We start from the raw sequence: 13,004 nt of genomic DNA on the forward strand, positions 1-13,004 counted from the left end.
GATTGCCAATTGTTTACAAAAGCTTATCATTTAAATAACAAACTCAAACTCGTTTTGCCCGACATTGGTGCCATGATGATTGAAATTACCAATCCGGCTTTTAACTATGATGAGTTTGGGCAGGAATACTCAGGCCAAAGAAAAACCGATCCAAGGATAGCGGCCTATGTTTATGAAGCACTTGCATCTGCTAAAACCATATTAAACGTAGGTGCCGGTGCCGGCTCTTACGAACCTGTCGATAAATATGTTGTTGCTGTTGAACCATCAGTTGCTATGCGTTTGCAACGGTTGGCTACCGGCAAAACTCCGGCTATTATAGGCAAAGCCGATGCTTTGCCCTTTGATGATGATTCGTTTGATGCCGTTATGGCTATGGTTACGGTACACCATTGGCCCGATATAAAAAAAGGCTTGCAGGAACTAAAGCGCGTGAGCAGTAACCAGGTGCTGATTATGACATTTGATCCCGAAGCTTTGGACAACTTCTGGAACGCCGGCTATTTCCCCGAATTGATAGCGGTTGAAAAAGCGCGTTACCCTACTGTAGATTTTATTACAGAAGCCCTGGGTGGAATTTCTGAAGTGATAGAAATTCCCATCCCGCTTGATTGTGTTGATGGTTTCCAGGAGGCTTTTTATGGCAGACCGGAAGCATTTTTACGCAAAGAAGTACGCCAGGCACAATCGGCATGGGGCTTTCTGCCTGCCGGGATGGAAGATGAATTGGTTAAACGCCTGGCCGATGACCTGCAATCGGGCGAGTGGGACAAACAATATGCCCATTACAGGCAACAACCCACTTTTAACTGTGCTTTAAGGCTTATTGTAAATAAACCGGGAAATTAAGCTGTACTATTTATTTAGCTAAAACGCAAAAGGCCTGCATGAATTTACACGCAGGCCTTTTGTATTTAATATTGGTACTATTTAAAAAGTATATCCTAAAGTTAAGAAAGCATTGTTATTGGTTTTCTGAAGCGCTGCAGATGGACTCGCGGCACCTATTTCGTAAGGGTAAACGGTTTGATTGCCGCTAATGTGCGCATAAGTGGCATCAACATAATAGCTGCCAAATCTTACACCTATACCACCGGTAACGGTTTTAATATCGCTGCCATTCTCTTTGAGCGGGCTGCCTTGCAAGCTATAACCACCGCGCAGATAAAACATATTGGTTACACGGGCTTCGGCACCTACGTGCGCGTTTATAGTTGAGCGGTACAGCGCTTTGATATTGTTGTTATCAAAAGTAGCGTCGTAGCTATCGTTTGTACTCAGGTGTGTTGTTTTATAATCTATGTAATCAATATCGCCAGATATAAAACCGTATTTACCTATAAATATGGCCGCGCCTCCTGTTAATTTTAAAGGTGTACGCAGGTTGTATGATAACTGGTAATCTTGCGGACCGTTGGCGTAATTGCTGCCATTGTTAAATTTGGTACCCAGGCTTTCCTGGTACAAATCATCTATACTATAAAAAGTTGGCGAAGTAAAGGTAAAGCCTAAACGAACCGCGTTAACCGGTTTGTAAATTACGCCTAACTTAATGTTACCGCCCGAACCTTTGGTAACCTGGTTTTGAATATAGCCCGAGTTGAAGCCCACATTAGCATCATTGTTATTAACCAAAATACTTGCAGTACCTGTTTCGTTGAATACGCTGTAGGAGTTGTAACGAAGATCGGACAGGGAAACGCCCACGCCGATGTATAATTTATTGCTATAGTTAGCACCAAAGGCCAGGTTAACTTCCGATTGGCCACCGGTACGTATAGCGTTGCTCTGCTGATCTACCGTGCCAAAAGCGTTTCGGCGGTATTCTGATCCGCCACCGGTTGTGGAGTAGCTGTCTATCAAATTATGCTGATAGGCCCATGATTCAAGGCTACCATCGGGAATAGTGCCACCATCGCCATTGGCAAGCTTGGCATAATAATCACCTATGGAGTTTGAAGCGTTTTTGCCGCCGTAATTAATATTTTCATAAAAATTATTGGTGCGGGCGTAAGCCGCGCCGTAGTTTATACTTAACCATCCTTTACTTTTATCACGACCTTTTGCAGTGCTGAGCTGCTGGTAAATAACTACCCCGGCATTATTAAAGTTGATGTTGTTTTTGCTGGCCGTACCAAACTGCCCAAGGTAAGTTGAGTTTACTTTTGAGCCATCGTACTCGGGCGTAATACTTATCTCCGAGTGGGTAAAAAAGCCCAGTCCTGCCGGGTTACCACTTATTGAACTCAGGTCGCCGCCAACGGCTGTACCCGCATTACCAATGCCTTTTATGCGCGATGTAGATCCGGTTTGAAAAGTACTGAAGCGGATAGCATCCTGCGAATATTGCGCAAAACTATCTTTGGTAATTGCTACTATAGCAATTACGGTTAGTAAATATTTAATCTTCATAGATTTAGATTTAAGCTTAGATAAAATTATGGTCTAACTGGTCGGCCGCCACCACCGCCTCCGCTGCTTGAGCCACCGCCGCCTCCCGAACTTGATGAAGAACTTGGTGCGGGTGATGAAGATTGCGTACGTTCAACAGGTTGAAATACTGGCCTGGTATCGGCTTGCCTAACCGGACGGTTATCACGCGAGTAGCTTGCGTTGTTGTTATTGTTGCCACGTGTTATATTATCCGTATTGGTGCGGTTTCCGCGACCGCCCGGCACATAGCCAATGCCTGTTCTGGCAGGTGTACCGGTGGCTACCCCAGGCCTTACCGAGCGGGTGTAAGCCGCTGCCTGGCCAGTGCCGCTAAACGGACTGCCTGTACCACGCACCGGGCGAGGCGTACCAACAGTTACATAGCCTACACGGCCACCGCCACCATAGTATCCGCCACCATAATAACCACCGTAGCCATAGCCAGAACCCCAGCCGTTATAATAGCCTAAGCCCCAGCCGCCGTAGCCATAACCAAGCCCCCAGCTGCCTAAACCCCAGCCGCCGTAACCGTATGGCGAATAACCATATCCGTAAGGGCCGTAATTAAAATCTAAACCAAAACCACTGTTGTAGTATGGATTGCTATAGCCGTAATATAAATTATCGTAATAACTAAAGGGCGAGTAGTAGCTGAAACGGTTTATGCGCGAGGCATAATCATCATAATAAAAATAGTCGTCATCATCTTCTTCCTGCTGCGCCGCGTAGTTTGCATCACTTTGGTTGTAAACGGGTTGCGTAGCGTAAACCGGCTCATCACCAGCTTTGGCGTTTGAAAAATAAACGTCATCGTTACTGGCAACGGTGGCAAGCTTTTGGGTTGAGCAGGAACTCATGGCGAGGGCGCCGACGAGAAAAATTCCTATTGTGATAGTCCGTTTCATATGCAGGTTATATAAAAGTTCAGATACGATTAAGTTTTAAATTTATAAATTTGGGCGCAATATACAATAATTGCAGGGTCATAAATTCTATTCCAATCAATATGAGCAAAGGTGTTATTAGTAAAGACGAAGATTATTCGCAATGGTTTAACGACTTAGTAATTAAATCTGACATGGCCGAATATTCGCCGGTTAGGGGCTGTATGATCATCAAACCGTACGGCTATTCTATATGGGAAAAGATACAGGCTGTGCTTGATGGCATGTTTAAAGATACAGGCCACAGCAACGCTTATTTTCCGCTTTTAATACCCAAAAGCTTTTTTAGTAAAGAAGCCAGCCACGTTGATGGTTTTGCCAAGGAGTGCGCTGTGGTTACCCACTATCGCCTAAAAAACGATGGCGATGGTAATATCATTGTTGATGAGGAAGCTAAGTTAGAAGAAGAACTCATCATTCGCCCTACATCAGAAACCATTATCTGGAACACTTACAAAGGCTGGATACAATCATACCGCGATTTGCCTATTTTGGTTAACCAATGGGCCAACGTAATGCGCTGGGAAATGCGTACCCGTTTATTTTTACGTACCAGCGAGTTTTTATGGCAAGAGGGGCACACAGCCCACGCTACGTCTGACGAGGCCATTGCCGAAACTGAGCAAATGCTGAATGTATATGCCGATTTTGCCGAAAACTGGATGGCGTTGCCGGTAGTTAAAGGCCGTAAAACCGCCAATGAGCGCTTTGCAGGTGCTTTGGATACCTACTGCATTGAGGCGTTAATGCAGGATGGTAAAGCCTTACAGGCAGGTACATCGCACTTCCTGGGCCAAAACTTTGCAAAGGCTTTCGATGTAAAATTTACCACCCGCGATAACAAACAGGATTTTGTTTGGGCTACCTCTTGGGGCGTATCAACCCGTTTAATCGGTGCCTTAATTATGGCGCACAGCGATGACGCAGGCCTGGTGTTGCCACCCAAACTGGCCCCTATACAGGTTGTTGTTGTGCCGATATACAAGCACCAGGAAGAACTGGATAACATAACCGCCTATGTAGACGGCTTGAAAAAAGAACTGAAAGCCAAAGGCATTTCGGTTAAGTTTGACAACCGCGATACTCACCGCCCGGGAGCAAAGTTTGCTGAGTACGAATTGAAAGGCGTACCATTGCGCGTTGCCATTGGCAGCCGCGATATGACCAACGGAACTGTTGAACTGGCCCGCCGCGATACCAAAACCAAAGAAACCGTTAACCAGGAAGGTTTAGCCCAGCATATTGAAGCCTTGTTAGAAGAAATTCAAAACAACATCTACAAAAAGGCCTTTGATTTCCGTGCCGAAAACACCACCGAGGTAGACACTTACGATGAGTTTAAACGCATGCTGGATGAGCAGCCAGGCTTCCTGAGCGCCCATTGGGACGGCACACCAGAAACTGAACAAAAAATAAAAGAGGAAACTAAAGCGACAATCCGTTGCATACCTTTGGATAACAAACAGGAAGAAGGTAAATGTATTTTGACAGGAGCACCTTCTAAACAAAGGGTGTTATTTGCGCGAGCTTATTAGATTTGGTGAGTGGTTGACTAGGTTGATTAAATTAATATGCATTTAACTGTAGATAATCATTACATTATCAGCCTCGATTTTAAATTTTACCAGTTATACATTGTTTGGATCGGAGATGAAACAGATTGTGTATTGGTTGATGATAATTGTAAAATAATTGCATTTAAAACGGAGGCTGCTTTATTAAGATATTGGCATCTGCACATAAAAGAATCAATTACAGAGGTTACCATTTATCATGTAAATAAGGCACAACAATGGATAGGTAACCCAGATACTGAGTTTGATTGTAATGAGTTTTTGAATTTATGGAACTTGTTTACTGATATATCAACATCAACAAAAATCCCGTTTACCGGGGACGTAAAAGACGATATTAGAAATACAGTATATGACAAGTTGTTTAACGCGAGCGACGGTTATTGGGCAGACGAACTTAATCCGATTTTTAACGCGCCTGAACTTGATATGCTAAAGATGGTAATGCAAAATGGTATCGAGATTTTGTTAAATAATATTTCTGTTATAGAAAATGAAATAATCCTTCCCTAAAGGATAATAAAGCAAACGGCTTCCTTTTAGGGAATGAAGCCAATCAAAAATTCCTCCGTTGGCTAACGGAGATTAGGGGGCTTATGAAATTCGCAACTAAAGCAATACACGCCGGGCAGGAGCCCGATCCAACTACAGGCGCTATCATGACGCCGATATACCAGACATCTACTTACTGGCAAAAATCGCCGGGTGATAATAAGGGTTATGAGTACTCGCGTGGCACCAACCCTACCCGTAAGGCGCTGGAGGATTGTTTAGCAGCTTTGGAAAACGCCAAATTCGGACTGGCATTTTCAAGCGGCATGGGTGCGACTGATGCCGTAATGAAATTGCTTGCCCCTGGCGACGAAGTGATTACCGGCAATGACCTATACGGTGGCTCCTACCGTATTTTCACTAAGATCTACGCTAATTACGGTATCAAGTTTCATTTTTTGGATCTTTCAAACCCCGAGATCATCCGTGAGTATACCAACGATAAAACCAAACTGGTTTGGATAGAAACGCCTACCAATCCCACCATGCAAATTGTGGATATTGAAGCCATTGGTAAAATAGCTAAAGAGAAAAATTTACTTTTTGTGGTTGATAATACTTTTGCTTCGCCATACCTGCAAAACCCAATTGATTTGGGTGCGGATGTAGTGATGCATTCGGTAACCAAATACATTGGCGGCCATAGCGACGTAGTGATGGGCGCGCTGATGTTAAATGACGAAGAGCTGTACAAAAGGCTTTGGTTTATTTACAATGCCTGTGGTGCCACACCCGGCCCTATGGATAGCTTTTTGGTATTAAGAGGCATAAAAACCCTGCACTTGCGCATGAAAGCCCATTGCGAGAATGGCAGGCAGATAGCGGAGTTTTTAAAAACTCACCCCAAGGTTGAAAAAATTTACTGGCCGGGTTTTACAGATCACCCTAATCACGACGTTGCCAAAAAGCAAATGCTTGATTTTGGTGGCATGATCAGTATCGTGTTAAAAGGCGCTGATTTGCAGGAAACATTCCGCATCGCGTCATCTTTCAAAGTATTTGCCCTGGCCGAATCATTGGGCGGTGTAGAATCATTGATCAATCATCCCGTAAGCATGACCCACGGATCGATCCCCAAAGCCGAGCGCGAAAAAGCCGGTGTAGTTGATAACCTGCTGCGTTTAAGTGTTGGTGTAGAAGACATTGAGGATTTGTTGGAAGACCTTCGTCAGGCTTTAAGCTAAAAAAATATCCGTCATTGCGAGGAACGAAGCAATCCCTAACTATACAGGGCGAATTTGCAAATTGCTCTGCCTATCGGGGATTGCTTCGTTCCTCGCAATGACGTTTTTTATATGTAATGGTAGAGAACATAAAAGCCTTCCTCGACGCTAAAGTTGCCCAATACAATCGTCCAGAATTTATTGAGAATGATCCTGTTGTAATTCCGCATTTGTTTAGCAAAAAGCAGGATATCGAGATTATGGGCTTTTGGGCGGCCACACTGGCCTGGGGGCAAAGGGTTACCATTATTAAAAAATGTAAGGAACTCATAACCCTGATGGACGGCGCGCCTTATGATTTTATCATCAACCACCAGGAGCCCGATCTTAAAAAACTCCTCAATTTTAAACACCGCACTTTTAATGATATTGACACGCTGTACTTCATCAGCTTTTTCAGGTATCATTATGAGAGTTTCGACTCTTTGGAGGACGCGTTTTTACCTACCACCCTTTTAAAGACACACCAGTCAATTAACGCCGAAATCGCGCTGAATCATTTCCGATCTTATTTCTTTTCGTTGCCTGATTATCCGCATCGCACCAAAAAACACGTGTCCTCTCCCTCACAAAAATCTACCTGTAAACGGTTAAATATGTTTTTGCGCTGGATGGTGCGCAAGGATGACGCAGGGGTTGACTTTGGCATCTGGAACCGTATTAAACCTGCCGATCTGATTTGCCCGTTGGATTTACATGTAGATCGGGTTTCACGTAAACTACTCCTCATCAACCGTAAACAAACTGATTGGCAAACCGCGGTTGAACTTACCGAACGCCTGCGCCAGTTTGATCCGCTCGATCCTGTTAAATATGATTTCGCCTTGTTTGGGTTGGGGATTGAAGAGCGTTGGGGCGTGCAGTTTTAATCGTCATTAATTAAAATTCTCTTGCAGATTCCCAGACTTGCGAAGTTTTAAAAACTCCGTAAGTATTTCGCCTTACTCCCTTCTTCGTGTACAACAAATTACTTCGTTATGCTTATTTACGCCCGATTGGAAGGGATATATGCGCGTCCCAATTTTACTATCATTATGATAAAACCTATCAAAATGATAGGTTTTTGAATATCTGAAAAAAGCAAACGAATAAATACAAATGTTTAATAAACAACGCATTAAATAATAAATTTCGTTTTTGGAGCATGTTTTGCCTACAGCGTTTCGTTATTAAAATTAGTTTATGTTGATACTATTTCCTGTTGCCGCAGCTCAAAATTCAATAAAGCTGTTAAACACCTCCGGAGCAACGCTACCAGCACCTACTAATCCCCTAATTTTTTTTAAATAATCAATGACTCACTCTAAGCAACTCACTTTTGCGGGTATAATTGTTACCCTAGGTATCATTTTTGGCGATATCGGTACTTCCCCTCTTTATGTTTTTCAAACCCTGCTTGTTGAAGGCGGTAAGGTTAACACCGCTTTGGTGCTGGGTTCCATATCCTGCATCTTTTGGACACTTACCCTGCAAACCACTTTCAAGTACATTGTAATTACCCTGCAAGCCGATAACAAGGGCGAGGGCGGTATCTTTTCCCTTTATGCCCTGGTAAGGCGTTACGGCAAATGGCTGGCCATCCCGGCTATTATTGGCGCGGGTACGCTACTGGCCGATGGGATCATCACTCCTCCTATTTCGGTAACCTCGGCTATTGAGGGCTTAAACCTGGTGCCTTATTTTTCAAACATCATTATTCCGGGCAATAACCTTATCCTCCTTATTGTAATCCTCATTATTATTTTGCTGTTCTTTTTTCAGCAATTTGGCACCAAGGTGGTTGGCGCGGCATTTGGGCCGGTAATGTTAATGTGGTTTATTATGCTGGGCATTTTGGGTACTATGCAAGTGATGCATTATCCGGCCATTTTTAAAGCGCTGAACCCATACTACGGCGCGCGCTTATTGATGGATCACCCTAAAGGTTTCTGGCTGTTAGGCGCAGTATTTTTGTGTACCACGGGGGCCGAAGCGTTATACTCAGACCTGGGTCATTGCGGACGTAAAAACATACAGATAAGCTGGATTTTTGTTAAAACCACTTTAGTATTAAATTACCTGGGACAAGGCGCATGGGTGTTATCTCAATCGCCATCAAAAAACTTTACCGGCGTTAACCCGTTTTTTGAAATAGTACCTCATCAATTTTTAGTGCCGAGTGTGGCTTTGGCTACCCTGGCCACCATTATTGCCAGCCAGGCCTTAATCAGCGGATCATTTACTTTGATCAGCGAGGCCGTGAGCATGAACTTTTGGCCACGCATCACCATTAAATACCCATCAAACATTCGCGGGCAAATCTATATCCCCAGCATTAACTGGATTCTTTGCATAGGCTGCATCCTGGTATCGTTATACTTCCGCACCTCAAGCGCTATGACGGCTGCGTACGGCTTTAGTATCACCATAGCCATGCTAAGTACCACCATTTTAATGTATTACTTTATGCGTTACGTAAAGCACTGGCCGGTGTGGTTGGTTACCATTATTCTTTGCGTGTTTTTAACAGTCGAGTTTTCGTTTTTTGTAGCCAACGCTGTTAAAATCCTGAAAAGGTTATTCTTTGTAGGGTTTGAGGTTGGTTTGATATTTACCATGTATATCTGGTTCAGGGCCAGGAAAATCAACAACCGTTTCCTGCATTTTATTGATATCAAAGACAAACTGCCACTGCTTAATGCCATCAGCGCCGATACCACGGTAAATAAATACGCCACACACCTGATTTATTTAACCAAAGCCAACAACAGCAGGCAAATTGAGGAAAAGATCATGTATTCTATCATGAGCCGCAGACCCAAACGTGCCGATACCTATTGGTTTGTACACATCGAAACCACGGCCGAGCCTTATACTATGGAGTACAGTGTCGACCAGATAGAACCTGGCAAGGTAATCCGCATTGAATACCGCTTAGGCTTCAGGATACAACCGAGAGTGAACATATTGTTCCGCAATGTGGTGGAAGATATGGTAAAACGCGGGGAGATAGATATCACCAGCAAATACCCATCGCTACAGGAACACAACGTACCTGCCGACTTCCGTTTTGTGATTATGGAAAAATTCCTGAGTTACAACAACTCATTTAGCGTAAGCGAAGGTTTTATTTTGAACAGCTACTTCGCCATCAAAAAACTGGCCCAGTCAGAAGCCAAAGCCTTCGGCCTGGATACCAGCGAAACCCGGATAGAAAAAATACCACTGGTGGTTAAGCCGGTAAATAATATGCACCTGAAACGGGTTGAAGCGGTTTAGATTTTAGTCATTGGGTCATTTGCTTCGCGTCATTAGGTCATTGATTTGCAGGTTGAGCATGCAAATCAATGACTTAATGACCAAATGACTCAATGATTTTAACCTACGCCTCCTCCTTGAAATATACCTTATAAAAATTCATAGCCTTACCATCGTCAAAGCCTTTTTCAATCAGCTCTTTATCGCCATGGATATAGATGTGAAAGTTTTTATCAAGCTTTAATACACTCTTATAATCGCGGGCCTGTTTTTTCACGGCGTTGCCGGATATTTCGAAAGTGTTGGCAATGGGGGTGTCAAATTCCTCCTCGTATTGGTTTTTGAAGTTTTTGAACGATTCTATTGCCTCGGGATTACCAATTACCTCATCTGCAAATTCATCCATATCAAAAGTTTCCTTTTCTTTAAAGTACTTCATTGATCGGTTTAGCAGATCTATCTTATCTGCCTTGCTCATTTCAAACTGATCGTCCAGCTTTTCGGTTACAAAGTTTTTGTAGATGCCCAGGGTATTACTGGTTTGGTTATAACTATCGTTACGAATTTTTAATTGCAAAAACTGATCTTTCCAGTAAACAGCCGCTTCCTGGCCGCCATTGGTTTTATCAACCACAACCACTTTATAGCCGTTTTCCTTTTCGATGTTAAATATCAATACGCCTTTATCCAGTTTATTGATATTGATGGCATCCTGCTCATAATCAACCTGGAAACCGCCCTGATCCGGGTAAACCTTTAAATAAGTCTCTTTATTTTCCGACTTAAATATGCCAATAGCATCCAGCGGATTACCCTCAATTTGTACCTTATCAAAATACACCACATATAGCTCGCCGCCCTTAATATTGGGGTGGGTAGTAACCTTAAACAGGTGCTTGGCTATCTTTTCAGATGCCTCGTGAAATTTCTCGGGATCATCAAAAGCCATAGTAGCAAAATGATGGATTTCATTGAGCGCCAGATCGCTGCTGTGCATCAGGTGGTAAACCTCGTTCACTTTTTCAAAGGGCTTTAAAAAATACTGCATCAACAGGTTGGGGATGATCTCATCCTTCAATTCCAGCGGAGCGTCAGACAAAGCATACATTTCATCCTGCAGCGGATTGCCCACATGATGTACCGAAATAGTGTTAAGCGAGGCTTCAAAAAAACTTACCATAATTACTGCAAAGGTAATTTTTTTAGTCATTGGTCACCGGTCATTAGTCATTTGTTGCAATCGTCATTAGTCATCAAAAAGTAGTTCATAGTTGCTATTGGGTGTTGTTAATCGTATTTGTGCTACTTTTGCCTTTAGATCATTGAGCCGACATAAAACCAATGACTAATGACCAATGACTAATGACCATGATACCATCGTCGCCCTTGCTACTCCTAACGGGATTGGCGCTATAGCCGTGATCCGCCTTTCGGGATTGGATGCTATTGCCATTGCCAACAGTGTTTGGCGGGGAAAAGATTTAAGCAAACAGGCTTCACATACCATCCACTTCGGTCATATAGTAGATGGCGACCTGGTGCTCGATGAAGTGTTGGCGTCATTATTTGTTGCCCCGCGGTCATACACCCGCGAAAACGTGGTAGAGATCTCCTGTCACGCGTCGGGCTACATTATTGAGTCGATTATTAAGCTGTTTATCAAAAAAGGCGCCAGGAGCGCCAAACCGGGTGAATTTACCCTACGCGCGTTCCTCAACGGCCAGCTCGACTTGTCGCAAGCCGAAGCCGTTGCCGATTTGATAGCCTCCAACTCCAAAGCATCGCAACAAGTTGCCTTACAGCAGCTGCGCGGCGGTTTTAGCACCCAGTTGCAGTTACTGCGCGAACAACTGGTAAACTTTGCCTCGTTAATTGAGTTGGAACTCGACTTTGCCGAAGAGGATGTAGAGTTTGCCAACCGCGATCAGCTGAAAAACCTCATCCATGAGATCACCAAAATAGTAGGCCGGTTGATCCAGTCGTTCGAGTTGGGTAACGCCATCAAAAATGGTGTCAACACCGTAATAGCCGGCCGGCCCAATGCCGGTAAATCAACGCTGCTGAACGCCCTGCTGAATGAAGAGCGTGCCATTGTAAGCCACATACCCGGCACCACCCGCGATACCATTGAAGAAGTATTAAACATACAAGGCATTAACTTCAGGCTGATAGATACCGCCGGCATCCGCGAAGCTACCGATGCTATTGAGCAGATAGGCGTGCAGCGCACGATGGAAAAGATTAGCCAGTCGGCATTGTTGGTTTATGTGTTTGATGCAGCTACGATTAGCCTTGAAGAATTAAAAAGTGACATAGAAAGCTTAGAAAAACCTGGACTTACTATGCTGCTGGTAGCCAATAAAATAGATCTGTTGAAGTCCGGAAGCCCGGAAGTTGGAAAGTCGGAAAGTTTAGAGGCCGGCAAACTACAAAATATAAAAGATTTCTTCCGGTCTTCCGGTCTTCCGGCCTTCCGGACAATTTCTATCTCTGCCAAAGAAAAACAATATATAGACGAACTCAAACAAAACATCTACACCTCGGCCATTAAAGATCAGCTCAGCGGCGACGAAACCCTGGTAACCAACATCCGCCATCTGGAAGCCCTCCAAAAAACAGAGGAAGCATTGATCAGGGTATTAGGCGGCATAGATGGAAGCATTACGTCTGATTTTCTGTCGATGGATATTAAACAATCGCTTCACTATCTTGGCGAGATTACCGGGGTGGTTACTACGGATGATTTGCTGGAGAATATATTTAGTAAGTTTTGCATTGGAAAATAGCCAATATAATTAATTGACAATTAATTATTAAATAAAACAGAAAGTAAAAATCTTCATTTTAATTTCTTAAATTTTATATTATCAAGGAATTATATATAAAGCCAGTCGGTATATTTTTGCTTTTTGTTACTATTAGAAAGTAATTTCGGTGCTTTTTTGGTTCCCAAAGTACCTTTTGTTCCTCATTTTTCAGTGTCATGTAAATCGCTGTAACTATCGATCCGCAAAATTGCGGAGAAAAACATTTTCCCCGCA

General features: G+C 43.5%; 10 protein-coding genes. 7 read left to right on the forward strand and 3 right to left on the reverse strand.

Features of this window, described 5'->3' with window-relative positions; genetic code table 11:
- Positions 1-54: 54 nt before the first annotated feature.
- Positions 55-849: a class I SAM-dependent methyltransferase gene (locus QWZ17_RS18715; RefSeq protein WP_290306821.1), complete on the forward strand. Its 795-nt coding sequence runs from the start codon at positions 55-57 to the stop codon at positions 847-849.
- Positions 850-930: 81 nt separating this feature from the next.
- On the opposite strand, the gene QWZ17_RS18720 is transcribed toward QWZ17_RS18715, so the two are convergent.
- Positions 931-2,412 (reverse strand): OmpP1/FadL family transporter, encoded by a 1,482-nt coding sequence (locus QWZ17_RS18720; RefSeq protein ID WP_290306822.1) that lies wholly within the window; start codon positions 2,410-2,412, stop codon positions 931-933.
- A 26-nt stretch (positions 2,413-2,438) separates the two neighbouring features.
- Entirely contained in the window at positions 2,439-3,338 is a 900-nt protein-coding gene (locus QWZ17_RS18725) for a hypothetical protein (protein ID WP_290306823.1), read from the reverse strand.
- A gap of 101 nt (positions 3,339-3,439) precedes the next feature.
- Here QWZ17_RS18725 and proS point away from each other — a divergent pair, with 101 nt between their 5' ends.
- From proS to QWZ17_RS18750, 5 genes are all read left to right on the forward strand, one after another.
- Complete coding sequence (gene proS, locus QWZ17_RS18730; RefSeq protein ID WP_290306824.1) at positions 3,440-4,912, forward strand: proline--tRNA ligase; 1,473 nt, start codon at positions 3,440-3,442, stop codon at positions 4,910-4,912.
- A 36-nt stretch (positions 4,913-4,948) separates the two neighbouring features.
- Positions 4,949-5,464 (forward strand): hypothetical protein, encoded by a 516-nt coding sequence (locus QWZ17_RS18735; protein WP_290306825.1) that lies wholly within the window; start codon positions 4,949-4,951, stop codon positions 5,462-5,464.
- A gap of 83 nt (positions 5,465-5,547) precedes the next feature.
- The gene (locus QWZ17_RS18740) at positions 5,548-6,687 is read left to right on the forward strand and encodes a cystathionine gamma-synthase (RefSeq protein WP_290306826.1); all 1,140 of its coding nucleotides are present in this window, start codon (positions 5,548-5,550) and stop codon (positions 6,685-6,687) included.
- Positions 6,688-6,803: 116 nt separating this feature from the next.
- Positions 6,804-7,595 carry a TIGR02757 family protein gene (locus QWZ17_RS18745; protein WP_290306827.1) on the forward strand — a complete coding sequence of 264 codons (792 nt, stop codon included), beginning with the start codon at positions 6,804-6,806 and terminating at the stop codon, positions 7,593-7,595.
- Between the two features lie 424 nt (positions 7,596-8,019).
- On the forward strand, positions 8,020-9,984 hold the full coding sequence (locus QWZ17_RS18750; RefSeq protein WP_290306828.1) for a KUP/HAK/KT family potassium transporter: 1,965 nt from the start codon (positions 8,020-8,022) through the stop codon (positions 9,982-9,984).
- A 103-nt stretch (positions 9,985-10,087) separates the two neighbouring features.
- Here the strand turns inward: QWZ17_RS18750 and QWZ17_RS18755 are convergent, their stop codons facing one another.
- Positions 10,088-11,143: a nucleoid-associated protein gene (locus tag QWZ17_RS18755; RefSeq protein WP_290306960.1), complete on the reverse strand. Its 1,056-nt coding sequence runs from the start codon at positions 11,141-11,143 to the stop codon at positions 10,088-10,090.
- A gap of 175 nt (positions 11,144-11,318) precedes the next feature.
- On the opposite strand from QWZ17_RS18755, the gene mnmE reads away from it, so the two are divergent.
- The gene (gene mnmE, locus QWZ17_RS18760) at positions 11,319-12,749 is read left to right on the forward strand and encodes a tRNA uridine-5-carboxymethylaminomethyl(34) synthesis GTPase MnmE (RefSeq protein WP_290306829.1); all 1,431 of its coding nucleotides are present in this window, start codon (positions 11,319-11,321) and stop codon (positions 12,747-12,749) included.
- The last annotated feature ends 255 nt before the right edge of the window (positions 12,750-13,004 follow it).

Source organism: Mucilaginibacter flavus, from assembly GCF_030409315.1.
In the GTDB taxonomy this organism is placed as follows: Bacteria; Bacteroidota; Bacteroidia; order Sphingobacteriales; family Sphingobacteriaceae; genus Mucilaginibacter; species Mucilaginibacter flavus.